The sequence below is a fragment of the Bradyrhizobium sp. CCGB12 genome (assembly GCF_024199845.1).
GTDB lineage: Bacteria > Pseudomonadota > Alphaproteobacteria > Rhizobiales > Xanthobacteraceae > Bradyrhizobium.
This window is the reverse complement of the sequence record NZ_JANADO010000001.1, coordinates 1,991,850-2,018,063: the sequence shown is the minus strand read 5'-3', so window position 1 is coordinate 2,018,063 and position 26,214 is coordinate 1,991,850. Positions and strand designations below refer to the sequence as shown.

General features: G+C 64.0%; 27 protein-coding genes, 1 tRNA gene and 1 pseudogene. 9 read left to right on the top strand and 20 right to left on the bottom strand.

The window, feature by feature from the left end; translation table 11 throughout:
* Positions 1 to 374 precede the first annotated feature (374 nt).
* Positions 375 to 2,228, top strand: coding sequence for an alkaline phosphatase family protein (locus NLM27_RS09635; RefSeq protein WP_254143089.1), 1,854 nt, complete (start codon positions 375 to 377; stop codon positions 2,226 to 2,228).
* A gap of 55 nt (positions 2,229 to 2,283) precedes the next feature.
* Here NLM27_RS09635 and NLM27_RS09630 read toward each other — a convergent pair whose 3' ends face one another.
* Positions 2,284 to 2,856, bottom strand: a complete 573-nt coding sequence (locus NLM27_RS09630; RefSeq protein ID WP_254143088.1) for a hypothetical protein — start codon at positions 2,854 to 2,856, stop codon at positions 2,284 to 2,286.
* Positions 2,857 to 3,249: 393 nt separating this feature from the next.
* Here NLM27_RS09630 and NLM27_RS09625 point away from each other — a divergent pair, with 393 nt between their 5' ends.
* Entirely contained in the window at positions 3,250 to 3,909 is a 660-nt protein-coding gene (locus NLM27_RS09625) for a peroxiredoxin (RefSeq protein WP_129272345.1), read from the top strand.
* 119 nt (positions 3,910 to 4,028) lie between these two features.
* Here NLM27_RS09625 and NLM27_RS09620 read toward each other — a convergent pair whose 3' ends face one another.
* The gene (locus tag NLM27_RS09620; protein WP_254143087.1) at positions 4,029 to 5,759 is read right to left on the bottom strand and encodes a methyl-accepting chemotaxis protein; all 1,731 of its coding nucleotides are present in this window, start codon (positions 5,757 to 5,759) and stop codon (positions 4,029 to 4,031) included.
* Positions 5,760 to 5,873: 114 nt separating this feature from the next.
* Between NLM27_RS09620 and NLM27_RS09615 the strand changes: the two genes are divergently transcribed.
* Positions 5,874 to 7,319, top strand: a complete 1,446-nt coding sequence (locus NLM27_RS09615; protein WP_256570171.1) for a deoxyribodipyrimidine photo-lyase — start codon at positions 5,874 to 5,876, stop codon at positions 7,317 to 7,319.
* Positions 7,320 to 7,385: 66 nt separating this feature from the next.
* Entirely contained in the window at positions 7,386 to 7,691 is a 306-nt protein-coding gene (locus tag NLM27_RS09610; RefSeq protein ID WP_254143086.1) for a histone, read from the top strand.
* A gap of 60 nt (positions 7,692 to 7,751) precedes the next feature.
* Here NLM27_RS09610 and NLM27_RS09605 read toward each other — a convergent pair whose 3' ends face one another.
* The 3 genes from NLM27_RS09605 to NLM27_RS09595 all read right to left on the bottom strand — a co-directional run bounded on the left by NLM27_RS09605 (position 7,752) and on the right by NLM27_RS09595 (position 10,003).
* Positions 7,752 to 8,492 carry a hypothetical protein gene (locus NLM27_RS09605; RefSeq protein WP_254143085.1) on the bottom strand — a complete coding sequence of 247 codons (741 nt, stop codon included), beginning with the start codon at positions 8,490 to 8,492 and terminating at the stop codon, positions 7,752 to 7,754.
* Between the two features lie 92 nt (positions 8,493 to 8,584).
* On the bottom strand, positions 8,585 to 9,457 hold the full coding sequence (locus NLM27_RS09600) for a DMT family transporter (RefSeq protein WP_254143084.1): 873 nt from the start codon (positions 9,455 to 9,457) through the stop codon (positions 8,585 to 8,587).
* A gap of 99 nt (positions 9,458 to 9,556) precedes the next feature.
* Entirely contained in the window at positions 9,557 to 10,003 is a 447-nt protein-coding gene (locus NLM27_RS09595; protein ID WP_254143083.1) for a hypothetical protein, read from the bottom strand.
* Between the two features lie 302 nt (positions 10,004 to 10,305).
* Between NLM27_RS09595 and NLM27_RS09590 the strand changes: the two genes are divergently transcribed.
* Positions 10,306 to 10,569 carry a hypothetical protein gene (locus tag NLM27_RS09590; protein WP_254143082.1) on the top strand — a complete coding sequence of 88 codons (264 nt, stop codon included), beginning with the start codon at positions 10,306 to 10,308 and terminating at the stop codon, positions 10,567 to 10,569.
* Between the two features lie 29 nt (positions 10,570 to 10,598).
* Here the strand turns inward: NLM27_RS09590 and NLM27_RS09585 are convergent.
* Positions 10,599 to 10,784 (bottom strand): annotated as a pseudogene (locus NLM27_RS09585) (host attachment protein); the annotation flags it as partial.
* Positions 10,777 to 10,929 carry a hypothetical protein gene (locus NLM27_RS43975; RefSeq protein ID WP_375142240.1) on the bottom strand — a complete coding sequence of 51 codons (153 nt, stop codon included), beginning with the start codon at positions 10,927 to 10,929 and terminating at the stop codon, positions 10,777 to 10,779. The pseudogene NLM27_RS09585 and the gene NLM27_RS43975, both read right to left, overlap by 8 nt.
* A 73-nt stretch (positions 10,930 to 11,002) precedes the next feature.
* On the opposite strand from NLM27_RS43975, the gene NLM27_RS09580 reads away from it, so the two are divergent.
* Together NLM27_RS09580 and NLM27_RS09575 are read left to right on the top strand one after the other, a co-directional pair.
* Positions 11,003 to 11,272, top strand: a complete 270-nt coding sequence (locus tag NLM27_RS09580; RefSeq protein ID WP_254143081.1) for a hypothetical protein — start codon at positions 11,003 to 11,005, stop codon at positions 11,270 to 11,272.
* A gap of 453 nt (positions 11,273 to 11,725) precedes the next feature.
* Positions 11,726 to 12,691: an AraC family transcriptional regulator gene (locus NLM27_RS09575; protein WP_254143080.1), complete on the top strand. Its 966-nt coding sequence runs from the start codon at positions 11,726 to 11,728 to the stop codon at positions 12,689 to 12,691.
* A 107-nt stretch (positions 12,692 to 12,798) separates the two neighbouring features.
* On the opposite strand, the gene NLM27_RS09570 is transcribed toward NLM27_RS09575, so the two are convergent.
* The 5 genes from NLM27_RS09570 to NLM27_RS09550 form a co-directional block, all read right to left on the bottom strand.
* Positions 12,799 to 13,209: a cupin domain-containing protein gene (locus NLM27_RS09570; protein WP_254143079.1), complete on the bottom strand. Its 411-nt coding sequence runs from the start codon at positions 13,207 to 13,209 to the stop codon at positions 12,799 to 12,801.
* Between the two features lie 139 nt (positions 13,210 to 13,348).
* On the bottom strand, positions 13,349 to 13,507 hold the full coding sequence (locus NLM27_RS09565) for a hypothetical protein (protein ID WP_254143078.1): 159 nt from the start codon (positions 13,505 to 13,507) through the stop codon (positions 13,349 to 13,351).
* 280 nt (positions 13,508 to 13,787) lie between these two features.
* Positions 13,788 to 13,864, bottom strand: a tRNA-Arg gene (locus NLM27_RS09560).
* 148 nt (positions 13,865 to 14,012) lie between these two features.
* On the bottom strand, positions 14,013 to 14,567 hold the full coding sequence (locus tag NLM27_RS09555; protein WP_254143077.1) for a hypothetical protein: 555 nt from the start codon (positions 14,565 to 14,567) through the stop codon (positions 14,013 to 14,015).
* 161 nt (positions 14,568 to 14,728) lie between these two features.
* Positions 14,729 to 15,301 (bottom strand): hypothetical protein, encoded by a 573-nt coding sequence (locus NLM27_RS09550; RefSeq protein ID WP_254143076.1) that lies wholly within the window; start codon positions 15,299 to 15,301, stop codon positions 14,729 to 14,731.
* Between the two features lie 181 nt (positions 15,302 to 15,482).
* Between NLM27_RS09550 and NLM27_RS09545 the strand changes: the two genes are divergently transcribed.
* Positions 15,483 to 15,866: a VOC family protein gene (locus tag NLM27_RS09545; protein WP_254143075.1), complete on the top strand. Its 384-nt coding sequence runs from the start codon at positions 15,483 to 15,485 to the stop codon at positions 15,864 to 15,866.
* Between the two features lie 271 nt (positions 15,867 to 16,137).
* Positions 16,138 to 16,488 (top strand): GrlR family regulatory protein, encoded by a 351-nt coding sequence (locus tag NLM27_RS09540; RefSeq protein WP_254143074.1) that lies wholly within the window; start codon positions 16,138 to 16,140, stop codon positions 16,486 to 16,488.
* Here the strand turns inward: NLM27_RS09540 and NLM27_RS09535 are convergent, their stop codons facing one another.
* From NLM27_RS09535 to NLM27_RS09500, 8 genes are all read right to left on the bottom strand, one after another.
* Entirely contained in the window at positions 16,489 to 19,176 is a 2,688-nt protein-coding gene (locus tag NLM27_RS09535; protein WP_254143073.1) for a PAS domain S-box protein, read from the bottom strand.
* 123 nt (positions 19,177 to 19,299) lie between these two features.
* Positions 19,300 to 20,214, bottom strand: a complete 915-nt coding sequence (locus tag NLM27_RS09530) for a DMT family transporter (RefSeq protein ID WP_254143072.1) — start codon at positions 20,212 to 20,214, stop codon at positions 19,300 to 19,302.
* A gap of 80 nt (positions 20,215 to 20,294) precedes the next feature.
* Complete coding sequence (locus NLM27_RS09525) at positions 20,295 to 21,089, bottom strand: NUDIX hydrolase (RefSeq protein WP_254143071.1); 795 nt, start codon at positions 21,087 to 21,089, stop codon at positions 20,295 to 20,297.
* Positions 21,090 to 21,093: 4 nt separating this feature from the next.
* Positions 21,094 to 22,047, bottom strand: a complete 954-nt coding sequence (locus tag NLM27_RS09520; protein WP_254143070.1) for a dihydrodipicolinate synthase family protein — start codon at positions 22,045 to 22,047, stop codon at positions 21,094 to 21,096.
* Between the two features lie 126 nt (positions 22,048 to 22,173).
* On the bottom strand, positions 22,174 to 23,052 hold the full coding sequence (locus NLM27_RS09515; protein WP_254143069.1) for an SDR family oxidoreductase: 879 nt from the start codon (positions 23,050 to 23,052) through the stop codon (positions 22,174 to 22,176).
* A gap of 191 nt (positions 23,053 to 23,243) precedes the next feature.
* A complete protein-coding gene (locus NLM27_RS09510; RefSeq protein WP_254143068.1) occupies positions 23,244 to 24,104 on the bottom strand; it encodes a MaoC family dehydratase in 861 nt (286 codons plus the stop codon).
* A 222-nt stretch (positions 24,105 to 24,326) separates the two neighbouring features.
* On the bottom strand, positions 24,327 to 24,716 hold the full coding sequence (locus NLM27_RS09505; protein WP_254143067.1) for a Zn-ribbon domain-containing OB-fold protein: 390 nt from the start codon (positions 24,714 to 24,716) through the stop codon (positions 24,327 to 24,329).
* A complete protein-coding gene (locus NLM27_RS09500; protein WP_254143066.1) occupies positions 24,716 to 25,873 on the bottom strand; it encodes a thiolase domain-containing protein in 1,158 nt (385 codons plus the stop codon). Before NLM27_RS09500 ends, NLM27_RS09505 begins: the two co-directional genes overlap by 1 nt.
* Between the last annotated feature and the right edge of the window lie 341 nt (positions 25,874 to 26,214).

Below are 26,214 nucleotides of genomic sequence, written 5' to 3'. Positions count from 1 at the left end.
CCCGGTCTTCGCTGCGCCCTCTTCCATCGTGAGGCATTGAAGCAAGGCTAGGGCGAACAAGCCGCGAGGATACGGAGGCGTTTCTGCAATAGAAATGCCAGCTACAGAAGCATGTCGGGGCCACTTGCTCCGTCATTGCGAGGAGCCCTTGCGACGAAGCAATCCAGACTACCTCCGCGGTGGGATTCTGGATTGCTTCGCTGCGCTCGCAATGACGAGGAGGATGCAGTTGTGCGCTGAAACGACAATCTCGTGCCCCGGACGCTGTGCAGTGCATACCTCTCCGCCCTTGTAACAAAACTGTCATCCAGCGAAACTAAACGAAGCCGGGGGCCGCCGCCGCGGCCATTCGCCTCACCGCAGGGAGAGATTTGATGCGCCATTCACTGGTGTTGCTGTCCGCCGGACTGACAGTGTTGTCCACCGGACTTGCCTCCGCCCAGAACAACACGCCCCGCAACCTGATCCTGTTCATTCCAGACGGTCTTCGCGCGCTGAAGGTCACGCCGGAGACGGCGCCGGCGATGGCCGAGGTTCGCGACAAGGGCGTCAACTTCAAGAACCCGCATTCGCTCTTCCCGACCTTCACCATGGCCAACGGCTCGGCGATGTCGACCGGCCATTATCTCGGCGACACCGGCGTGTTCTCCAACACGATCTGGACCAACTACACCTCGGTGCCCGCAGGCGACACCGTGGTCCCCTTCATCGAGAACGACGCCGTGCTCGGCGACATCGACGAGCATTTCAAGGGCGACTATCTCAACGAAGAGACGATTCTGAAGATGGCCCGCGACAAGGGCCTGAGCACCGCGGCGATCGGCAAGGTCGGCCCGACCTACCAGTTCGACCACACCGACAAGCCCGAGAAAGCCGGCCTGCACTCGGTCGTGTTCGACGACTCCACCGGCGGCAAGAACGGCGTGGCGCTGTCGGACGAGATAAAGGACGCTTTGACGAAAGCCGGCTTGCCCCTCGCCACGCCGCCGCGCGGCGACAATTCCAAGGCCGGCGATGCCAAGACGCCCGGCACGACCGTGGCCAACGTCGCGCAGCAGGCCTATTTCGCCGACGTCGCCACCAAGGTGGTGCTGCCGATGTTCAAGGCCCGCAACAAGCCGTTCGTGCTGGTGTTCTGGTCGCGCGACCCTGACGGCAGCCAGCACAATACCGGCGACAGCCTCAACCAGATCAAGCCCGGCATCAACGGCCCGACCTCGATGGCCGGCATCAAGAACGCCGACGACAATCTCGCCCAGATCCGCAAGGCGCTGGACGAGCTCGGGCTTGCCGCCAACACCAACATCATGGTCCAGGCCGACCACGGCTTCTCGACCATCTCCAAGGAGAGCAAGACCAGCCCCTCGGCCAAGGTCAGCTATGACGACACGCCCAAGGATTTCCTGCCGATGGGCTTCCTCGCAATCGACCTTGCCAAAGCTCTCGACATGCCGCTGTTCGACCCCAACGACAAGAACGCGAAAGTCGACGGTAACAAGCATCCCAAGGCCGGCAACGGCGTGCTCGGCAAGGATCCGACCAAGCCCGATCTCGTCGTCGCCACCAACGGCGGCTCCGACCTGATCTATCTGCCGAACAAGGACAAGAAGCTGGCGGCGAAGACCATCAAGGCGCTGCTCGAGCAGGACTACGTCTCCGGCCTGTTCGTCGAGGACTCGCTCGGCCGCTTCCCTGGTACCCTCCCCCTGTCGAGCATCAATCTGCGCGGCAAGGCGGCGACGCCGACGCCGTCGATCGTCGTCAATTTCCGCTCCTATGCCAGCGATTGCGGCGAAGCGCCGACCAACTGCTCGGTGCAGGTGGCCGATACCGTGCTGCGCCAGGGCCAGGGCATGCATGGCAGCTTCAGCCGCGGCGACACCATGAACTTCATGGCCGCCATCGGGCCGGACTTCAAAGCCGGCTTTGTCGACGAGATTCCGGTCAGCAACGCCGACGTCGGCATGACCGCCGCCCAGCTCATGGGCCTGCGCAGCTCGCAGAATGGCGGCCTGGTCGGCCGCGTGATGTCGGAGGCCATGCCCAACGGTATCGTGCCGAAGGCCTATGCTGGCACGGTGAAGTCCAAGCCCGCCGAGGGCGGCCTGATGACCGTGCTGAACTTCCAGCGCGTCGGCAGCCAGCGCTATTTCGATGCCGCCGGCTTCCCCGGCCGCACGCTCGGGCTCGAGCCTGACGCCGGCAAACAAAAAACGGCGGGGAAATGACCCCGCCGCTTCATCGCGTCCTCGATTGAGGCGCGGAGATTCACATGCGCAAATCTTACATGCCGATGTCGAACACGTTCGGCAATTGGCCCGCCAGAGGCAGTGCGGTGGCGCCGAGGAAGGTCGCCACCATCGCCATCAGGCGGCGGTTGTTCTGGCGCTTGCCGCGCATCTGGCCGGCGATCCACTCCAGCATCTCGCTATTGACCTTGGAGGCATAGGACGGCGCCCAGCTCTCGATCTCGGTGTCGGCCGACAGCGCGACGCTGCGCGGCGGCACCTTCAGGCCCGAAGCGCTCGCGGCATAATGGGCGACCGCCTTGGCCAGCAGGTCGTCGAACCGGCCATTGTCGCTGCGTTCGGTCGCGGCCTCGTTGATCTCGAACAGCACTTCGGCCTCGGCGCGGCTGACCGGCTGATCGTTGACGGCAGTGGCGGTGAGGATGCGCGAGCACCAGGCGGTGTCATCGGCATCGAGCGAACGGGAGAAATGCACCCTTCCCTTGGTGGTCGGGCCTTCGCCCGTGATTACGCCGTCGCGCACGATGCTCAGCGCATGGGCCGCGGTATCGCGGCAGGACGGTTCGAGGGACGGCGACTCGGTAGGCTTAGGCGCAGCGGCAGACATAGTTCACTTCCAGATTTCTTCTGATCGGCCAGCATTTTCATGCCGACGTAAAGGGGTGGTTAACGATTCGATACGGGGATCGTGACTTTTCTAGATGGTTGCCAATTGGTCGCTGTCAGCACCGTTTCGGTTCTAGGATGCGACGGGCCGGCGTGATGGAAGTCATAAAAGGCTTTATCGGGGCGAGCGAGACCGTGTGACCCCGGGTGGAGATGTTTCGCCGCAGGTGCCGCTGTAACAAAAAGTTGCTAGGAAATCGGCCCTTCAAGGAAGGAATTCACATTTTACTTGAGCCGGTTCAGTCGCCGTTCACTTGACCTCGCCAAGCGCCTATACTGAGGCTGACGGCCAGAGATGAATTCCCTCGTAAATTCAACGCGATGAGGTAGAACCATGACACTTCCGATCGGTACCACTGCCCCCGACTTCGAAGCCGAGACCACCGAAGGGAAGATCAAGTTCCACGACTGGATTGGCAACAGCTGGGCCCTGCTGTTCTCGCACCCCAAGGACTTCACGCCGGTTTGCACGACCGAGCTCGGCGCTCTCGCGAAGTTGAAGCCGGAATTCGACAAGCGCGGCGTCAAGCTGATGGGCCTGTCGGTCGATCCGGTCGACCGCCATTCAAAATGGTCCGAGGACATCAAGGAGACGCAAGGCGCGGCTCCGAACTATCCGATGATCGGCGACACCGATTTCAACGTCTCGAAGCTGTACGAAATGCTGCCGGCTTCGACCTCGGGCGATCCCCTCACCCGCACGCCGGCCGACAACCAGACCGTCCGCAACGTCTTCATCATCGGACCGGACAAGAAGATCAAGCTGGTGCTGGTCTACCCGATGACGACGGGGCGGAACTTCCAGGAGATCCTGCGCGTCATCGACTCGCTCCAGCTCACCGCCAAGCATCGCGTCGCAACGCCGGCCGACTGGTCGCAGGGCGAGGACGTCATCATCGCGGGCTCGGTCTCCAACGACGAGGCCAAGACGATCTACCCGCAAGGCTGGAAGGAGCCGAAGCCCTACATCCGCATTGTTCCGCAGCCGAAGTGACTTTTTGCGAATAGCAACCACAGAAAGTCATCCCGGGGCGCGCGAAGCGCGAACCCGGGATCTCGAGAATCCGGGTTCGGTGCTTACGCACCGCCCCGGAATGACGACGTCAGCTCACACTACGCCGCGCGGACGCGGTCGAGGAAGCCGTCGACCTCGGCTTTGAGGTGCAGGCTCTCTCCCGACAGCACCTGGGCGGAGGCAAACATCCGGCTTGAGGTCTCGCCCGTCTCGCTGGCGCCCTTGGCGGCGTGACGGACGTTGACGGCAACATCGGCCGTGCCCGACACCGCGGCGCGAACGCTGGCCACGATGTTGTGGGTCGCGCTCTTCTGCTGCTCGACCGCAGCCGAGATCGAGCCCGCGATGCCGCTGATGCGCTCGATGGTCTGGCTGATCGCCTTGATGGCGGCGACCGATTCTTCGGTCGCGAGCTGCATGCTCTCGATCTGGTTCGAGATCTCATCGGTCGCCTTGGCGGTCTGGCCGGCGAGCGTCTTGACCTCCTGGGCCACCACCGCGAAGCCGCGACCGGCATCGCCGGCGCGCGCGGCCTCGATGGTGGCATTCAGCGCGAGGAGGTTGGTCTGCTCGGCGATCGAGGTGATCAGCTTGACAACGTCGCCGATGCGCGCGCCCGCCTCGGACAGCTGCGCGATGCGCTGGTCGGTCGCCTCGGCCTGCCGCACCGCCTCGGCTGAAATCTGGTTCGATTCCTGTACCCGGCGGGCGATCTCGGCGATGGATTGAGACAGCTCGTCCGAGGCCGACGCCGCCGAACGCACGTGCTCGGAGGCATTTTCGGAGGCCCCGGCCGACTGGGCCGACAGATCGGCGGTGGAACGTGCGACGTCGGTGAGTTGCCGCGCCGCGCGCTCGAACTCGCCTGACGATGTCAGCACCTTGTCGAGGATGCCGCCGACGCTGCCGCGAAACTCCTCGACGAAGCCGCGCAGCTCCGCCTTGCGCTGCTCGGCCGCAGCAGTCGTTGTCGCCGCCTGTTCGCTGCGCAGGCGCGCCCGCTCCTGCGAATTGCTCTTGAACACCGCGACCGTTCGGGCGATCTCGCCGATCTCGTCGGCGCGGTCCTCGCACTCGATCGCGACGTCACTCTGGCCGTTGGCAAGCGCCGTGAGCGAGCGCGTGACCGAAGTGAGCGGCCGGGTGATGCGGCGGACAACCAGCAGGGTCACGACCAGAACCAGAAGCGCGGCGAGCCCGGCAGCGGCGGCCATGCTCTCGATCGCGTGGGACAGCATGCTCTCGAACTGGGTCATCGGGATGCCGACATAGAGAATGCCGGCGACCTTGCCGGCCGCGTCCACGATGGGAAAATAAGCGGTCATGAACGACTTGCCGAACAGCGTGGCAGGCCCCTTATAAGCCTCGCCGCGACGCAGCGGCGCCTGCCCCGGATGATCGGCGGCAAGCTGGGTGCCGACGGCGCGGTCGCCATTCTCCTTCTTCACGTTGGTCGAGCGTCGCACGAACTGTCCGCTTGCATCGTCGAATACGAACAGGGTCGCATTGCCGCCGACATAGGACACCGCGCGATCGACGATGGCGTGATCCTTCAATTCGGGCATCTTGGGGATCTCGGCGCGCACAACCGCGCCATCCCTCATCGTGATCTTGATGTCTGGAACGGTCTCGGCAAAGGCCAGCGCCAGCGTGCGCAAATTGACATCGATGTCGCGCAATGCGCGATCATTGAAGGCTGATGTCAGCGACCAGTAGCCGGCGCCGACCACGAGCGCCGTATTCATCGCGATCAGCAGCACGGCACACAGGACCGCCTTGGTGCCGAGCTTGAATTGCGGCAGGAATTTCGCCGTTGGAAGATTGGACATGAATGGAATGACCCCCGTAATTCCTGCATATTCGTGCAATCGGCTTAGCGCCGCATTAACGACCGTTCGCATCGCCGCCCGCGGCTTGCTTTCCAATTGGTAAACGAGGCCCCTCTGACCACACCAACCGCGCCGCCCATCATCGTCTGGTTCCGCGATGATCTCCGCCTGTCCGACCACCCCGCCCTCCACGCCGCCGCCAGGTCCGGCGCGCCGGTCCTCTGCCTCTATGTGCTGGACGACGCGGCGGGGCGGACACCGGGTGGCGCGGCACGCTGGTGGCTGGCGCAGTCGCTGCGGGCGCTCGGAGCCGAGATCGCCGCGCGCGGTGGATCGCTGGTCCTGCGCAGGGGACCGGCGGCCAGGGTGATCCCCGAGGTGGCGCGGGAGAGTGGCGCTCGTGCCGTCTATTGGAACGGGATCGCGCAGGCACAGCATCAGGCAGTTGAGCGACAGCTCGAAGCGGCGCTGGCAAAGCTCGGAACGGATTCGCAAAACTTTCCCGGCGATCTGCTCGTCCCGCCCTCGGCGATCCGCAACAAGGAAGGCCGGGGCCTGCGCGTGTTCACGCCGTTCTGGCGACGCGTGCAGGCGCTCGGCGATCCACCGAAGCCCCTGCCCGCACCGAAGGGGCTACGTCCGGCTGCGAAGGTTGCGACCGATGCGCTGGAGACCTGGAAGCTCGAGCCGACCAAGCCCGATTGGGCGGGCGGCCTGCGGGAGAGCTGGACGCCGGGCGAGGCCGCAGCCCGCGCGCGCCTGCGCCATTTCCTCAAGCACGCCGCGTGCGGTTATGTCGGCGACCGCGACCGCCCGGACCGGGAGGGCACCTCACGGCTGTCGCCGCATTTGAGGTTCGGCGAGCTCAGCCCTCGCCAGGTCTGGCACGCCGCGCGGTTCGCCGCGGCGGAAGATCCGGCACTCGGGCGTGGGGTCGAAAAATTCCTGAGCGAGCTCGGCTGGCGCGAATTCTGCCGTCATCTCCTCCACGATCACCCCGACCTCGCCACCGAAAACCTGCAAGCGAACTTCGATGGCTTCCCCTGGGCGCCCGACAAAAAGGCACTCGCCGCCTGGCAGCGCGGCCGCACCGGCTACCCCATCGTCGATGCCGGCCTGCGCGAGCTCTGGCACACCGGCGTGATGCACAACCGGGTGCGGATGGTGGTGGCCTCCTTCCTGGTCAAGCACCTCCTGATCGACTGGCGCGACGGCGAGCGCTGGTTCTGGGACACGCTGGTCGATGCGGACGCCGGCAGCAATCCAGCCAACTGGCAGTGGGTTGCCGGCTGCGGCGCCGACGCCGCGCCGTACTTTCGCGTGTTCAATCCGCAGCTCCAGGGCGAGAAGTTCGATCCGGATGGAACCTACGTTCGGCGCTGGGTGCCCGAGCTGAAGGACCTGCCGGCGAAGCTGATCCACCAGCCGTGGCAGGCGACGCCGATCGAGCTTGCGAGCGCCGGCATCTTGCCCGGCAAGACCTATCCGCGACCGATCATCGATCATGCCAGGGCGCGCGAGCGCGCGCTCGCCGCTTACGCGAAGATCCGCAAAGGTTGAGCGTTGCTTTGACACAATTTCGAAACCCGCTATCGTCATCGCTCCGTTCAAACAATGGGGGACGATATGGACGACGAGAAGCCGATCACCGAGCAGGCGATGGACACGATCACCAGCGCCGTTGAAGCGACCAAGGACGCCGCAGTCATCGCCGTCAAGCAGGTGAAGAAGGCCGCCAAGAAGGTCGCGAAGAAGGTTGCGCCGAAGAAGGCGGCCAAGAAGAAAGCCAAGAAGGCTGCGAAGAAGTCCACGAAGAAGGCTGCAAAGAAGTCGTCCAAGAAGGCCGCGAAAAAGGCCACGAAGACGTCTGCGAAGAAGGCCGCCAAGAAGGCCACCAAGTCGAAGAAGAAGGCCAAAAAGGCCAAGCGCTGATCGCAACGCTCGGAGCTGTCTCCGGGTGCAGGCGCGCCCGGAGACCGTGCCGCCCTACCCTCACCGCTTGGCTGCGCGCCGGCCCGGATAATGCTTGCCCTTGGGGTCGCGGAATTCGCTGCGATGGCCGCGCCGGTCCTCGGCGTGGAAGCGCTTCCGCTTTTCCGGTGAGCCGAACTGCTTGATCACCCGCCGGCCGTTGACCTTCTTGATCACGTAGCCGCCCTCGGTCATCGAGAACGGCGCCTTCAGCGAACCCATGTGATCGAACTTGGTGCCGCGGGGATGTTCGAACGGCTCGAACCAGGACGGATAGACGAAGTTCGACATCGGAAAGCCGTTGACGAGGAATGCCTCCTCCTCCACGGCGTCGCAAACCTCATAGGCATATTGGGTGTGCCGGGTCTTTTCGGCCCACAGATTGGCCATGGGATCGAGCACCATCTCGAACAGCTCGTGCGATGCGGCGAGGCTGACCGGATCATCCTCACCCAGCGTCTTCAGGAATATCTTCGAGATCGGCTGTCCCCGATGTGTCAGTTCGTGTCGCCCGAGGAAGTTCTCGTGGGTGGCGTCGTCGAAATAAACCAATTGCCAATCGGTAGGTTTCGGCTTGCGGGTGACGTCGAGATCGATGGGGTAGCCCCAGACAGGGAGGAAATGCTCATCGTAGCATTTCTGGAGCGCGGCGGTGAGCCTTCCCATCATCCGCTCGCTCATCATCTCCTCTGCGTAATTGATGCAGGCAATCCGCACCGGCTTCATCGACCGGTGGAGCAGTGCACGCCTCGCCTTCTTCATGGATATCACCGCGCTGAAAAGAAATGGGCTCGAATACTCCATCCTAACACGGAACGGCCAACACACGTCACGGCTGTGCTCGCTGGAAACCGCTACGAGCGCCGATTGACTACGAAGACCGCCGCCGCGCACATCGCCATGCCGGCAATGGCAATTGCGTCCAGCTTTTCTCCGAACAGCAGATAGGCCATCAGTGCCGTGACCGCCGGCACCAGGTAGAACAGGCTCGCGACCGAGGTTGCCGCGGCGTGGCGGATCAGCCAGTACAATAGCCCGATCGATCCGATCGAGAGCGCCACGGCGAGCCAGGCGAGCGCGAGCACGAATTCGCGCGTCCAGTGCACCACGCGGTCTTCGAACAGGAAGGCGCCGATCGCAAAGAAAATGGTAACGGATACGTATTGCACGAGATTGCCGGCGCGCCAGTCGATGTGGTTGCAGTAGCGGCGCTGATAGAGCGTGCCGAGCGTGATGCTGATCAGCGACACCACCGAGGCGAGCCAGCCGAGCCCGGCTTCGCCGGTCATCGGGCGGTTGTGCAGGATCAGCACGACGCCGCCGAGGCCGAGTACGAGGCCGGCCCATTGCAGCGGCGTCACCTTCTCGCCGAGCCAGCGGTTGGCAATGGTCGAGGTCAGGATCGGCTGCAGGCCCGGAATCAGCGCGGACAGGCCGGCCGGAATCGAATGCGCGATCGCGATCGCGGTACCGCCGAGATAGAAACCGTGGACCAGGATTCCGGCGACCGCGCTATGGGCAATGCCGGTGGAATCAGGCCATTTCGGGCGCGTGACGCCAGCGATGATCGCCATCAGGCCGACCACGATCGCCATGCGAATGGCGAGATAGGTCAAGGGATCGGCGTTGTTGACGACGTATTTCGTGCCGATGAACCCGGTGCTCCAGAGCAGGACGAACAGGATCGGCGCAGCGCGGGCGGTCAGGGCTTCTTGATTGTGGTTCATTGCCGCCCTCCTTGCCCCATGGGGCCCTATGCGGCAATACGAATTTCCGGACGAGCAATGGTGCGCTGCGACGGGCAGCTGGAGCCGCAGCTCAGCCGCTCACCATTCTTCCGGACAGGGGTCGATGATCTTCCAGAGCTCGACCCCGTTCTTGATCTTCTTCATGTCGGTGGTGAGCCCGCCATTGCGGCGGATCCAGTCCTTCACCTTGTCAGGATAATAGGACATGAGGTCGGAGGTGCCCTCGGTGCTGGTGACCTTGATGCCGAAGGTGAAGGCCTTGTCGTAGTAGGCCTGGTGGAAGCCGAGGCTGGCGCGCGGCGTCACGCAGATCTTGTTCATCGGCACCATGCCGAGCACGAGCGTGCAGGCTGAATTGCAGATGCCGTCGATGATGACGCGCTCGCCCTTCTCGCGCACGCGCTTGTACTTGGTCTTGTACTCCTCGACATAGCCGCCGTGGTCGCGGGTGATACGCAGTTCGGCGCGCGCCGGCGTGGCGGCGGCGAGGCAAAGCAACAGCAGGCTCAGAAGCGTGATGCGCATGGCGACGTAGCGGCGAAAGCCTTCAGGAATGGACCGGCCTCGAAGGACCCTAAAATGATCCCTTGGGGCCCGCGACAGGATTCTTAACCGAATAGTCTTTGGTCATACTTGTGTGGGGAATTCGTTAAGCATCCCGAAAAGGCCAAAAATGGGCAGCTTTCGACCGCATATCCGGCAATTCCGTCACACCTACCCGGAAATCTGCGGGAATGGCCGTGATTTCGAGCCTCCAGACGATGCCTGACCGCCCGAAATTGCTATAAATGGCGTGACCTATTCGAGTGGGGTTCCGGAGAATCGAGATGAGCAAGTTGACGCTTGTAGCCGCGGTTGCGGCCCTGACGGCTGCAATCCTAGCCCCTGGCCTCGCGGAGGCGCGCGGACACCACCGGTACCACCGCTCCTACGCCAACCCGCTGCCCTATCCGATCAGCTATCTGCACAATTACGGACCCGGCATCACCCCCGGCACCTTCGCCTATTACGACGGCCCGTCGACCAACCACTGCTACCGCGGCGCGGCTGCCTATATCGGCCAGGACGGTCGCCGGCACCCCTGCTACTAAGACGCCGCGCACCCTGTGCGGGCGCGTCCCTAACTCGCGGCGCCCGACAGCAGCAATTGCTTCTCGATCTCGTAGACCGGCAGCTTAACGAGGTCCTTGCCGACCTCCCGCTGCAGCGCCTTGCGCACGACGCCGGAATAATCGGCGTGGATCATGCCCATCGCGCGCGGCAAGGCCACCATGGTCAAGGCCGAGGTCTCGCCAGCGCTAACGGCGGTACGCGATCAACGACGGCGGCGATGGCGTGCTGGCAGCTGCGAGCGCAAGAGCAGCATTGGTCAAACGCTCGAACCCGGGATCGTCTGGCGTCGTCAAGGTCACGCCCTGCGGCGGGCTCGCTGAAGATTTGTTCATCAGCATTACATTTCGGCTCCGCCACAATTTGATCAGAACATCATCGATACTCTGCGCCGCGTCAGCAGAGGAAGACATTATGAATCTCAAGTTCGGCCTCGTCGCCGCGTCCTTGTTCGGTGCCATCGCGGCATCGCCGGCGGCGTTCGCCATGCCCATCGCGCCCGCGCCTGCAACACCGCAGGTCTCCGACGTCGAGCAGGTCCGCATGGTCTGCGACGCCTGGGGACGCTGCTGGTGGCGCCCGAACTATTATGGGTATTACGCACCGCGGCCGTACTACGGCCCCCGGTATTACGGGCCGCGCTACTACGGCCCACGCTATCGCTACGGCTACCGCCGCTGGTAATGTCGAAGGGGCCCTCGGGGCCCCTTCGCTTTTGCAAGACCTTGGATCGCCCTGACCGCCTGTGCGGCCGGGCTGGAGCAACTCCAAAACTGATCTGGATCAAAGATGAAATCCTTCACTCCGTTATTGTACGGGGATGGCGGATTTGATCGTTTTCCGATGCCCTCAGACGGGCATGAATGTGCAGACGCATTTGGAGAAGGAGCGACAGGAGGGCCGGAGCTTTGCGTCCGTCGCCTGTCCCGCCTGCACGCGCCTCCATTTCATCGATCCCGCCTCCGGCCAACCGATGAGCCGGGAACGTTGACGGCACATTGATCTGCCGTGCCTCGTAGCATGATGTCCGCAATACTACGGCACGAAATCCGGTTTACTGACGCGGGATGTTTCGCCATTGATGGCGATATACCGATTTTCATTTGATTGTCACATTTCAGCAGCCGGCCAACACCCATGTTTTTCGACGACCTCACCCCGTCCTCCGTGCTCCAACTGATCGGCTTTGCCGACGTCGATGCGTTTCGGCCGATTGAGTCGATGGAGGACGCGAGAAGCATTCCGCTCGATGTTGCGAACTTCAAGGCGGCCCGCGCCGTCGTCTCCCTGCCGGCATGCCTCATCGTCGTGATGCGGTCGTTCGCGCGCATCCTCGATACCGCCTATCGGATGCCGGGCGGGATGGTGATCCTGTCGATGACCGACGACCTCAAGGCCAACTTCAAAGGTGTCGATCTCGACGCCCGCTTTTTCGTTGCGCTCCGCGGCAACGATGAGTGCCATTTCGTCGAACCCAAGACCAATCACTATGCGATGCTCATGTTCTCGCCCAACCTGAGAGACCGGGGCTGGTTCGATCACGCCGACGACTTGCGGGCTTATGTCGCGAACCGGCCCGCCCTGCTCCACGCACGGCAACTCCTGCTCGACATTTTGCGGACGGCATCGGTGCAGCCGCACCTGTTCGAAACCACCGAGGTCGCAGCCCATCTCCAGGAAGGCCTGCTGCTCGCACTCGACGATTTGTTTCGGATCGATCCACTCTCAGATCGGAGCGCCTCGGTCGGGAGCCAGCGGTCGATCAAGCTCGTGCAACGGATTGACGATTACGTCGCAGCCCATCCGACCGCTCCGATCTATACGGCCGATCTTGCTGGTGAGTTTGGCGTCTCGACCCGGACGCTCGGCGGCGCCGTCAGCAAGGTGCGCGGCATGAGCCTGCATCAGTACATTCGCCTCAAAAGGCTGTGGGCGACCCGCGCCCGCCTGCTCAAGGGCGGCGGCGCCACCGTCGCCACATGCGCGCGCGCCCAGGGCTTTCGGCATCTCGGCGAGTTCGCCGCGGCCTACCGCGCCACGTTCCACGAAGCGCCGTCCGACACGCTCGCACGGGGCCGACGAACCAGTTTTCCGGCGGGCTGATACCGCAAGCTCTTGCGACGGTTGCCGGCAGCGGCACCGCTTCGGAACGCATATGGGCTTAAGGGTCTCCGCGTCGCCGTGAGGAGCTGGAACCGTCGATCGGAACCCTATTTCTTGACCGGCTGCGTGAGCGGTTTGCCCTTTTCGACGACGAACACGTTGAAGGTCTTCGCAGGCGCGCTTGCCTTGTTGTAGGCCTCGTGAACGACGCCCGGCTCGTTGTGGTAGGATTGGCCGGCGGTGTAGGTTTTGGGTTCAGCGCCCTCTTTGCGACCGACCACTTCGCCTTCAAGAACGGTTGTGTATTCATCGCCAGGATGCGTGTGAACTCCTGTAGCAGACCCGGGAGGCCACTCGACCATGACTGACACCACTTCCTTGTCGGGCTGACCGGTCAGCGGCTCCTTTTGAAGGGGTGTCAGCTTGAGCGTGGGCGCCTCTCGCCCGTGTAGAAGGGTCGCCGGCGCGCAGAGGCCCGCGACCAGTACAAACGATAACAGCAAGTCAGATCGTTTCATTGGTGCCCCCGAAGAAAACTGGAGCGAAGCGTTTGCTCGCACGAGGTCAAGCGAAGCGTACCAAGTTTTGCGCTTCAGGTGGCACCACGGAATGCCGCCATGATGCCGCCGGACCCCGACGGACACCCGCCCTAATGCATTAGCCGCTGGTAGGGGCCGACTTGAGCGCCGGTGCAAACCGTTCAGAGAATGTTGCGGCCTTCGCATCCCGAGCTGCAGAAAGGGAGGCCGAGATGAACGCTGAACACCCCACGAATGCGACCGCCAGCAGAGCCGCGCCGAAAACCAGCTTGCGCATTTTACCCTCCATGGGACGTGAACACCGTCGACTATCGGAGGGCTTTGTTTCAGCGTCATTTCATATGGTGATCGAAATGACTTCGTGGCTGCGTTTCTCGGCCTAGCCGGGCCGGTGCGGCAGCCGCATTGGAACAGATTGCGGCCGATCTCACCTCGCTCGCATCTCGAGAGCAGACGCGATCGGGAGGCCAGGTCCGGCTTGCTTCGCAGTCACGTCCCAGAACCAAAAATCCGGGAAGCAACCTTTCGGAAGGCGCAGCCTAAGTCATTGATTTTACTGGCGCGCTCGGAAGGATTCGAACCTCCGACCCTCGGAATCGAAATCCGATGCTCTATCCAGCTGAGCTACGAGCGCCCTGGCCCAGCATTGGGCCACAACCGAGACGCACCGGACCGCTGCTGGCAGGTCAGCACATCGGGTGACGTTCGGATCGGTTCGAATTAGCAGAGAGGCTGGCCAATAAAAAGCCCCACCCGTCACATCGATGCAGGTCGAAGGTACCTCACCAGGTCGTGTTGAAGAGACCGAAGTGGGGCTGCTGCGCGACCATCATAGGCCGGCCCCACTGCTGCCCCCACTGCGGCGCCGGGTGCGCTCTGGCGACCTTGCGCTTGGGCTGAGCCGGCGCCTGCGGAAGCTGAGCCTGGGCTGGAGACGCCACGGGCGCCTGAGCCTGCTGGGCCTGACCCTTGGCATCGGCCTTCCTGGCCGCGGCGGTATCGGCCTTCGAGGCCGGCGTGAACTGGGCGAACGTCTCGCGCACCCGCGCCTTGGCCGACATGTCGGCGAGAGCGGCCGACGCGTTGTCCGCCACAGGCGGCTGGGGAGCCGCAACAGCGGCCGTCTTGACGGCGGGCGTGGCAATCGTCGGCTGGTTGGTATCGAGCACCACACGCTCAGGCAGATGGCGATCGGATCGGATCCGGATCAGTGGCTGGTCGTTGCTTGCGGTCGCAACAGCTTGCGCCACGGGCTCGGTCGGCAGCAAGAAATTCGCCGCGAACAACAGTGCGAGCAAAGCTCCACCGACAAAGATGAAATACCGAAAGATGGGCATTGGCCGCACTCCACCCCCCGCATCCCCGCGTGGGCTCTTCGCCTTAACAGGCGGTCATCTAATTGGTTCCTGGCCCAGCCGTTCGGTTCAAATGGCAACGCCAGGTTTTTTGGCCAAGACCCGCGTACAGTAACTTTTCTGCTACCGGAGAATGCGGGCCTTTATGCGCGGCGTGCTGCAACCAGCGTGCACTTGGCCTGATCGGCATTCACATTGACGACGCCGACGGGGATGCGCGCATAGGTCTTGCGGCTCTTCATGCTGACGGGGTCCGCCAGCACACGGCTGCGGTCGGTGAGATGACTGCCGTCGCGCCGCGCGAACGCGCAGACGATCTCGATATCCTTTACGGCATAGTCATTGTCGTTTCGCAGCGTGAACGTCACCAGCGCCTTAGAGCCGAGGCCGCCGCGGCGCCAGGTCTGCGATGAGATCCTGAGACGACCGAGGTCTGCCATTGCCGGCACTTGAGCTTCAGAAGCTAGCGAGGCTGCCCCCGCCGGATCGCCCGAAGGAGCCGTCTCGACCGCTGCCAGCTCCGACTTCACCTGCTCGGCGCTGTTGCCTTTGGAGAGAGGCAGCAGCATCCAGACGCCGCAGCCGACGATGATGGCCGCCAACAGCCACAACAGGCTTCGGCCAAATGAGACGCTCGCAATGGTCACGGCCCGCGCCAGTCGCTCGCCGCTTCCGGCGAAACGTCCCAACCCGATCCGGCCACGCCTAGCGTTCATGGTTGCATCACTGATAGCGGGCAACGCCCGTCCGATGATGGGTTGCGCCGCTGTTTACCTTAATCCGGAACACGAACTAAGGTTCCCGCGCAGTGGCGAATCGGCAAGGACGGTGGCGATCACCGGCCCATGCCGCTAACATGCGCTGCCATATCGAAAGACCGCGTTGGGAGAGAATGCAATGCCAGTCGTCACTTGGGATCACGTCCATCTGCGCAGCCCCGATCCGGAGGCCACGGCGGCCTGGCTGCGGGACATCCTGGGTGGAGAGGTCGTGCGGGCGCCCGGACGGATCGACGTGAACCTTGGCGGTGCCAGGATCTTCATCGCGCCGCTCGAGGGCGAAAGCCCTGTCAGCCCGCCGCCCCCGCATCCGCATCAGGGCCTCGACCATTTCGGCCTGACGGTGAAGGACATCGACGCCGTCGCCGCCGAGATCAAGGCCAAGGGCGTCACCTTCACGCGCGAGCCCACGACGATCCGGCCCGGCGTCCGCATTTGCTTCATCAGGGGTCCCGAAGGCATCTCCATCGAGCTGCTCGAGCGCGACAAGAAATACACCTGACGCGGTGCGAGCGGCATCAGGCATCGGCGCTCCAGCCGGACAAGGTCCCTTGTCTCTTCGCAAAGTCGTCGAACCAAGCCTTCAAATGGGTTTTGGCGAACTGACCGGGGGGACGAGATCGTCATGACAGCGTCACAGACAAGGTGGGACGATTGCTGTCCGCGGGACTTGGCAATCGGCAAACTGCCGCGTTGCGCCGGCGGACGCGCTTTGGCATAAAAGCTTTACCGGCTGCACCATTGGGCGAATGGTGGTCGGCCCACGGGGCGTAATGAAGAACGGCCTCTATTCAATTCACGTGAGCCTGCTCGATGGTCGAGTCGGCAAGGGCAGCGGCGTGATTCTTTTTCGCGACGGCCAGGTTCTTGGCGGCGATGCCTACCTTTATTACACCGGCAGCTACACGGTGAAGGACAACAGCTTCAAGGGCGAAGTGCTGGTCCAGCGCCATACCTCGCCGCGGGGCAACGACAATCCGCTGTTCGGCGGTCCCGCCCCGGTCGGCATCGGCGTCACCGGCACCTTCACGGAGACGCGCGGGGAAATGACGGGGACGGCGCTGGTCGGCAAGGCCAGCCTGATCTTCGGCGCGACGCTGCACAGGCTCGCCGACGTTGACTGATTACTCCGCCGCCTGCTCCAGCGGCGCTACACGCGGCAGGATCATCTGGATGCGCGTGCCGCCGCCCGGCTCGGAATCGAGGTCAAGCCGGCCGCCAAGCCGGTTGGTGACGATGCTGTAGACGATGTGCAGGCCGAGGCCTGTGCCGCCCTGGTCGCGCCGCGTCGTGAAGAACGGATCGAAGGCGCGACGACGGACGTCGAGCGACATGCCGCAGCCATTGTCGGAGAAGATGATCTCGACATTGTCCTTGCCGGACTCGCGCACCTGGATGTCGATGGTCCCCGGCCGTCCGTCCGGAAATGCGTGCGCCACCGAATTGAGAAACAGGTTGGTCAGCACCTGTCCGTACGGTCCGGGGTAGCTGTTCATGGTCAGATCCGGCTGACACTCGACGTTGAGCGTCAGATTGTGCTTGCGCAAGCCTGGCCGCAGACTCATCACCACCTGCTCGGTGAGGTCGCCGAGGTCGAAGCTGCGCTGGTCCGAATAGTTGCGGTCGGCTGCGACCTGCTTGAACGACTGAATCAGCTCGGCGGCCCGATTGAGGTTGGACACGAGCTGCGAGGACGCGTCGCGGCTGGTGTTGAGGAAATCGTTCAGCGTGGAACGACGCAGCTCGCCGCGCTCGACCTCGGACGTGAACATCGCGGTCTTGCGCTCCAGGGCGGATGCGACCGTGAGGCTGATGCCGACCGGGTTGTTAACCTCGTGCGCGACGCCGGCGACCAGGCGTCCGAGCGCGGCGAGCTTCTCCGCCTCGATCAGCGAGGCCTGGGTCTCGCGCAGATTGCGCAGGGCCGTCTCGGCGGATTCCTTGGCCTTGCGCATCTCCTGCTCGCCGCGCTTGCGCTCGCCGATGTCGAGCGCCACGGTGACGATGCGCTCGATCTCGCCTTCGGCATCGAGCAGCGGCAGCTTGTTGACGAGCCATTGCCGCATGTTGCCGGAGGCGTCCTTGTACTCCTCCTCGTAGAAGCCGAGGCCCTTGCGGAGCTTGAGCACCCTCTTGTCGCTCTCGTCGGACTTGGCCGCGCCGTAGCGCGACATCAGGTCGGCCGTGGTGCGGCCTAGCGCGTCGACCGGCTCGATGCCGAAAATGCCGGCCATGTAGCGGTTCATCAGCACGTAGCGCAGGTCGCGGTCCTTGACGTTGATCACCGCGGGCACGGTGTCGATGACCTGCTGGAGCAGGCGCCGGCCTTCGGCGATGGCGTCTTCCGCCCGCTTCTGGTCGGTGATGTCGCGCAGTGTGCCCTCGTAGCGAACGATGTTGCCCTGCTCGTCCCGCACCCCCGTGGCGCTGTCCGAGAGCCACAGGATGTCGCCGCTGCGCTGGCGCACCTGGTACTCGAACTCGCGCACCATACCGTCGCGCGCCATCAGCCGCTGATATTCGACGCGCGCCTCAGCATGGACGTAGATGGTATGGGCGATATCGTTGATGCTGTCGATCAGATGCTGCGGGCTGTCATAGCCCATCATCCGCGCCAATGCCGGATTGGCGTTGAGGAGGTCGCCGGCCGGCGTCGTGACGTAGATGCCGTCGACCGATCCCTCGAACAGTTTTCGGTAGCTCTCCTCGGCGAGGCGCTGCTCGGTGAGCGCCCGCACCGCCGCCTCGCGCGCCGTGTCGGCCTCCTCGAGCGCGCGGCGGAACACCTCGGCCGCCCGTGCGATGTCGCCGATCTCGTTGTCGAGATCGGCGGACGGGATCGACGCGTCTTTATGGCCCGCCGCAAGGGCGCGAATGGAGCGTGCGATCTGGGCCAGCGGACGGACCGTCCTGCGCACCACGAACAGCGCGGCGGCGATGCCGATCAGCACGCCGACCGTCCCGAGCGCGATGCTCTGCCACCGCGCTTCGGTCAGCGTGCGGGCAAAATCGCGCGACAGCACGTGGCCGCGCCGGTCGCTGACTTCGCGCAGCAATTCGGTGACCCGGCCGATCAGCCGGCCCTCGGTGCCCAGCACCTCGCGGTCGATGTCGGCGATCTGCCGCTCGCGGACGGCGACCGCCATGATGGCCTCGGCGTAATCGTTGACGGCCGCCCTCAGCTTGCCATCGGCGATGTCCATCGCCCGCATTCCCTCGGCGGCCTGCTCGGCCGCGGAGGGGTTGCGCGCGAGTAGCCCGAGCGCGATCCGGCTCTGCGCCTCGGACAGGCGGGAGGCCAGCTCGCGGTCCGCGGTGCCGGCGACGGCCGCATCGAACCGATCGCGCAGCGGCGGCAGGCCGGCAAGCAGCTGGGCGCGGCGGTCGATCAGGGTCGAGATCCGCTCCAGGCCGCTGCGATAGGTCGCAAGCCGCTCGGTGACCCCGTCGATCATGTCCTGCTGCTCAGGCGCGAGCTCGATGCGGGTCTTCTTCAGGATGTCGCTCAGCGTCGAGGCCGCCTCGCCGACCTGCTGGAACTGGGTGCCGGCGCCGGGATCGGTGACGAAGTCGCGCGCGGCAAGCCGCAGCTCGTTCATGCGGCGGTCGATGTCCTCGGCGAGGTCCCCGACGCTCTGGAGCCGCTGCAGCTCGGCGAAGGTGGTGTCGATATGCCGGATCGCGATCACGCTCGCGGTCGAGGTGACGATGATCACCGCCAGCACAAGCAGGAAGCTGCCGAAGGTGAGCTGGCCGATGGAGAGCGAGAATATTCGCTTTTTCTCAGGGGTCGGCGTCGATTCGGCGGACATTGGTGTTTGGGGGACCGGGCTGCTGGAAGCCCAATATACGACGTATTGCGCCCCCGGGGGAACATGCCTCGGACCGCCGAATATCGTTAATATCGGAGCCTGCCGCCCTGCTTCCATCTTGGACTATGAGCTTTTGACGCTGGCTGGCCGCCGGGCCGGGATCGTCATGGCGGCAACGCCGAGGACGACGCAGGCCAGCCCGAGCCAGGCGGTCCGGCTCAAGGTCTCGCCGAGGAAGGCGACGCTGATGGCAACCCCGATCGGGACGCGCAAGTAAGCCTGCGCGGTGGTCCCGACCGACCCCAGGGTCTGGATCAGGCGGAAATAGATCGCGAACGCTGCCGCAGTCGAGAACAGGGCGAGCGCCAGCAGCGCTAGTACGGAAGCCAGCGAGGGCGACAGCGTCCAGGGTTGCTCGAACACGAACGAGGCCGGGATCAGGACCGCCGCGCCCGCCAGCAGCGAGCCGGCGGCCGGTGCCATTGGATCGAGGCCCTTGAAGCTGCGGCCGAAGATCGCGGCGCAGGCATAGCAGATCGTCGCGGCCACGATCGCCGCCTCCGCGACGAGACCACTGCCGATGTCATGGAGGGCGTCGACGCCGACGATCAGCAGGATGCCGGCCATGCCGGCGATCACGCCGAGCAGCTTTCGCGGCGTCGTCGCCTCGTGGCGGGTGACGATTGCCGTGAGCAGGAAGGTGAAGATCGGTCCGGCCGAGTTGAGGATTGTGGCGAGCGCGGCATCGACATGGCGTTCGCCCCAGGCGATCAGCGTCCAGGGGATCACGCTGTTGAGCACGGCCTGGAAGGCGAAGCGCTGCCAGGTCACGGCGTCCGTCGGAATTCTGATGCCCCGCGCCCACATGACGGCCAGCAGCAAGAGGCCTGCGATCGTGGTGCGCGCCGCGATCAGCGTCATCGGCGGAATGGTGGCGACGCCGAGCTTGATGAAGGTGTAGGAGCCGCCCCACAGCGTCGCGAGCGCGAGCAGCAGCGCCAGCTCGACGGCGATGCTGGTGTCCTGCCGGTGGTCCATGCGTCGTGCCCCGTCCATTCGCGATGGACGGAACCTAGCGCGGACGCGACCGCCAATACTTCGTTAGATATCGAAGTGTCCTAGCCGACCGCGCCGACCTCGAACACCTCGCCATCGTAGCCGGCCTCGCGGGGAATGCGGAGCTGGCGGCCGGTTTCGGTCTTGGTCATCACAGGCATCACCGTGACGATGGACAGGCCGCGGGCATGCTCCAGCGCCGCGCTCACGCTGCCTTGCCTTGCAAGGCGGATCAGATTGCGCGTGGTCGGGAACGGCAGCTTGAAGCGGCCGCTCTCCCCGCCCTCCACCGCCTCGTGCGGCGAGACCCAAATCGAATCGGTGGACTCTCGGCCATCGTGGGCGCCGAGCTGATCGGGCGGTGCAGCGGCGAGGAAGAACCAGGTGTCGAACCGCTTCGGCATGCCCTCGGGCGTGATCCAGTGCGCGTAAGGGACCAGCGTATCAAGCGCGAGCTGGAGGCCGTTGTCGGCGAGAATGCTGAGGAAGCTGATCTTGTGCTCGTTCAGCGCAACGCGATGCGCTTCGGCGATCTCGCCGGCGCGCTTGGCATCAACAGGCGCGCCCGTCTCCTTCGACCGCGCCAGCAGGATGCCGCTCTCCTCGAAGGTTTCGCGGATGGCGGCTATCCGAAAACCGCGGTCGGCCTCGCTCAAGGCCTCGCCGCCCGAATAAAGGTCGGCGCGGGCGACGATCTCCTTGTCGCCGGCATCGACGCTGCCGCCGGGAAACACCAGCGCGCCCGAGTTGAACTCGATCTGATGATGGCGAACCATCATGAAGACTTCGACTTCCTGTGCGCCATCGCGCAGCAGGAGGATCGTCGACGCCGGGCGTGATGCTGATGTCTCGGCCATTCAATTAACCTGCGGCGCTGGATTGCGGGCCAAGGTTGGCGCGCTTGTCGAAACGGGCGACGCGCGACAGCAGATAATCGACCTCCGCCTTCGCAGCCGGCGTGATGATCGCGCCGGGCTTGCGCTGAGCGCTGGAGGCGATGATGCCGCGCTTCTGCAGCACGTATTTGCGCACGGTCAGGCCGACGCCGGGCTGCTGCTCGTAGCGGATCAGCGGCAGATGCGCGTCGAACAGATCATGCGCGGCATCGCGCTTGCCGGCCTTGGACAGGTTCACGACGTCGATCAGAAGCTCCGGGAAGGCGTAGCCGGTCATGGCACCGTCGGCACCGCGCTCCATCTCGAAGTCCAGGAACGTGCCGCCATTGCCGCAGAGGATCGAGAGCGGGCGGAGTGAGCCGTCTTTCTGGAAGCCGCGCAGGGTCGTGATCTTCTCGAGGCCCGGCCAGTCCTCGTGCTTGAGCATCACGCAATTCGCATTGTCCATGACGATCTTGCGGATCACGGCGGGGGTGAACACCACCGAGAGCGTCAGCGGATAGTCCTGCAGCACCCAGGGCACATCGGGGCCGATCGCCTCGGCCGCCTGCTTGAAATAGCCGACGATTTGATCGTCGGTGCGAAGCGACGGCGGCGGCGCGATCATCACGCCGGCGGCGCCCGCGTCCATCGAGGCCTTCGCCAGCGAGCGCATGGTAGCAAAGCCCGGCGCGGAGACGCCGACGATCACTTGCATCTTCTTGGCGCGCTTGACGTAGCGCACCGCCACCTGCTCGGCCTCGGCGGCATCGAGCTTGGGTGCCTCACCGAGGATACCGAGCACTGTGACGCCGTCGCAGCCGACCTCCTCGTAGAAATCGGTCAGGCGGTCGATCGAGCGCTCGTCGATCCGACCGTCATCGTGGAACGGCGTCGGCGCGATTGCGAAGGTGCCCTTGGCGTCGGCGGTGAGTTTCATAAGTCCCATATCCCTTTGTTCGTCATTCCGGGGCAGCTCGCAGAGCCGAACCCTGGTGCGCAATTGCGCACCTAGGAATCTCGAGATTCCGGGTTCACGCTTCGCGTGCCCCGGAACGACAGTGAATCAAAACCGCCGCGCGCCCATCTTGATCTGCTCCTCGGAGAAGAAGATCTCCTTGGCGTGATCGACGATGTCCTGGGCGTTCCAGCCCGTATGCGGCGGTTTCCAGCCTTCCATTTCCATCATCCGCATCTCGCGCACGCCGCGGGGCCCGGACACGCCCAGCACCTTGCCGGTCTGGTCGCCCGACAAATCGCTGACCATGTATAGCACGGCCGGCGCGATGCCGTCCGGCTCCAGCGCCGCGCCGGGGTTCTCCTTATAGCGGGGCAGGTCTGCGGTCATGCGGGTCAGCGCGCCCGGGGCCAGCGTCCAGATCCGGATGTTGTACTTCCGGCCCTCAATGGCCAGCACGTTGGAGAGGCCCCAGATGCCGCCCTTGGCCGCGCCGTAATTGGTCTGGCCGAAATTGCCGATCAGCCCTGATGTCGAGGAGGTGTTGACGATGACGCCGCCGCCGTTTTCCCGCATCCAGCGAAATACCGGCATGGTGCAACAAAAGGTGCCCTTCAAATGCACCTTGATCACCTTGTCCCAGTCGGACTCGGAGGCTTTTGCGAAGGTCTGGTCTCGCAAAATGCCGGCATTGTTGACGAGGATGTCGGCCCGGCCGAAATGCTTGATGGCATCGTCGAACACCGATTGGCCGCCCTCCATCGTGGAGATGTCGGCGCCGTTGGCAACCGCCTTGCCGCCCGCGGCCTTGATCGCATCCACGACTTGTTGCGCCATGGACTTGTCGGCGCCGGAGCCGTCGCGGGGACCGCCGAGGTCGTTGACGACAACGGAAGCTCCTTCCCGCGCGAACAGTTTTGCGTAGGCCTCACCGAGGCCCCCACCCGCGCCGGTGATCAGCGCAACCTTGCCGTCGAGTAGTCCCATGGTGGCTTCTCCCTGTTTGTTTTTCTTTCGCCTCTCCCCGCGTGCGGGGAGAGGCCTGAAATCAAGCGCAGCTTGATTTCAGGGTGAGGGGGAGCCTCCGCGCACTCAACTCTCACCGTCCCCGGGGAGACTCCCCCTCACCCCACCCTCTCCCCGCAAGCGGGGCGAGGGAGACCACGGCCCGTGCCCGCCTAACCCAGCACCGTCTTGCCGTTCTTGATCACAGTGACGCCGCGCGACTTCACCTTGGCTTCGAACGAGATCACGTTGCCGTCCTTCCAGAGATCCATGGTCACGGTCTCGCCGGGATAGACCGGCGAGGAGAACCGCGCGACGTGCTGGCGGAACGCGCTGGCGTCGTAGTCGGCATAGGTCTGGAGCACGCCGCGGCAGGTGATGCCGTAGGTGCACATGCCGTGCAGGATCGGACGCGGGAAGCCGGCCTTCTTGGCGAATTCGGGATCGGAGTGCAGCGGGTTGCGGTCGCCACAGAGGCGATAGACCAGCGCCTGGTCGGGGCGCGTGACGATGTCGATGGTCCTGTCGGGCGAACGCGAGGGAATCTTGTGCGGATCGGGCTGGGTCAGGTTCGGACCGCCGAAGCCGCCGTCGCCGCGGGCGAAGCGCGAGGCGACCAGCGTTGCCAGCTTCTCGCCCTTCTCGTTCTTCAGCACGGTCTGATGCGCGATGACGACGCCCTTGTCTTTGCCCTTGTCGTAGACCTCGAGCACGGAGGAATCGGCGGTGATGTTGGCGGCCACCGGCAACGGCTGATGGAAGGTGATGTCTCGCTCGCCGTCAACGACCATGACGCGGTTGAGATTCATCTCGCCCGGCCCCGAGCCCCACGCGGCGACGGAGGCGAAGGTTGGCACCACCTTCAGCGGCCGTGGCGTGAACGTGCCCTCGTTGACGAAGGCCAGCTCGTTCTCGTCCATGGGATCGGCGCCGAGGCCGATGCCGTAGGCGTAGAGCATGACTTCGCGATCGCTGTAGGAATATTTCTGGCCGATGTTCTTCAGGCCTTTGAGCTCTTCGTATCTGGCGGACATGTTATTTGTCTTCCTCCCCGAGTTTCTAATCCGCAAGCGGCGATGCTCGTTAATGTGCCCTCTCCCCTTGTGGGAGAGGGCGGCACCGCTCTTGCAACAAACTCACTCGGGTGAGGGGTTGGCCCCGCAGTGACACTTTCCGTGTGGAGAGAAACCCCTCACCCGGCAGCCTTCGGCTGCCACCCTCTCCCACAAGGGGAGAGGGTTACATCTGGCTTCGCGTCAGGCCGGCGTGAAGAACGGCAGCGGTGCGCCGTCGGTCGGCTTGAACACCACCTTCACCTTCTGGCCAATCTTGAGCTTCTCGAGATCGCAATCGACGAAATTGGTCTGCACCGACGGCCCCTCCTTCAGCGTGACATAGCCGATCGCGTAAGGACCGGTCGGCGACTTACGCATCAGGCTGTAGGTGTAGATCGTGCCTTCGCCCGACGCCTCCTCCCACACCGTCTTGTCGGAGTAGCAGAACGGGCAGATCGAGCGCGGGAAGTAGTGCGCCTCGCCGCACGCCGTGCAGCGCTTGATCATGAACTTGCCCTGCTTGGCCGCGTCCCAGAACGCTGCGGTCTCGGGGTTCGTCACTGGTGCCAGATACCTTTTCGCTTCGCTCATCACACGCGCTCCAGAATGGCCGTCGAGGCGGCGTGGCGAACACCCAGCAGTCCACCGGTGCCGTGGGCGATGGCGAGATCACAATTCTTGACCTGCACCTTCGGATGCGCCTCGCCGCGCAACTGCCTGACGGCCTCGATGATCTTGGTCATGCCGCCGCGGTTGACCGGATGGTTGCTGCACAGACCACCGCCATCGGTGTTGAACGGCAATTTGCCGACGCCGGAGATCAGATTGCCGTCGGCGACGAACTTGCCGCCCTCGCCCTTCTTGCAGAAGCCGAGGTCTTCGAGCTGCATCAGCACGGTGATGGTGAAGCTGTCATAGATCGAGGCGTATTTGATGTCCTTCGGCGTAATGCCGGCCTCCTCGAACGCGCGCGGGCCGGACCAGACGCCGGCGGAGTATGTGAGATCGAGATCCTTGCCGCCGCGCGGACCCTTCATCGCTTCGCCATGGCCGATCAGCTTGACCAACGGCTTCTTCAGGCTCTTGGCGATCTCGGGCGTCGTCACGATCAGTGCGCCGCCACCGTCGGAGACGACGCAGCAATCCATGCGATGCAAGGGATCGGAGATCATCGGCGAGTTCAAGACGTCCTCGACGGTGACGACGTCCTTGAGCATCGCATGCGGATTGTACTGCGCATGATGCGAGGCTGCGACTTTGATCCACGCGAGTTGCTCCGAGGTGGTGCCATAGTCGTGCATGTGGCGCATGGCACACATGCCGTAGGCATTGTGCGTGGTCGCACCGTAAGCGGACTCGAAATCGACCTCGGCGCCGGCCGCACGCGGCGGCATCACCCCGGTGCGCGGCTTGCCGGCCAGCGTGATCAGCGCGATTGAGCACTTGCCCGCTGCGATCGCCTCTGCCGCGTGGCCGAGATGGATGATGTAGGAACAGCCGCCGGTCTCGGTGGAATCGACGTGTCGGAGCTTCTTGGTGTTCAGGCCGAGATAATCGACCATCGGCCAGGCGCCGCCGGGCGCATCGCCCGCGCAAAAATAGCCGTCGACATCGTCCTTGCTGATCCCGGCATCGTCGATCGCGCCCTTGGCGACCTCGGCGTGGAGCTGGGCGGTGGATTTGTCCGGCGCATGCCGGGTCGGGTGCTCGTAGATCCCGGCAATGTAGGCCTTGCCCTTGATGGTCAAAACAGAGGTCTCCGCTCGCGTTTCTTCTTGCTCCGTTTTTCTGAACCGCGGTGGCCTGATTGGCAAGCGCGGAAATATTCCGTCGGGCGAGAGGGCAGCGGGTTGGCGCAAGTGGGGTTCATCGCTCTCCCGTCATTGCGAGCGGAGCGAAGCAATCCAGGAGTCTTTCCGCAGACACATTTCTGGATTGCTTCGCTCCGCTCGCAATGACGGGAGCGGCAGACAGCACCCTAACGGTGTTTTGCCCGACGGCACAAGTTCTTTTCTTTTTTTACGAAACAACCCCATGCACAGTAGGACGGTGGCTGATTTCAAAGAGAAAATCTTAGGGTGGGTTATGT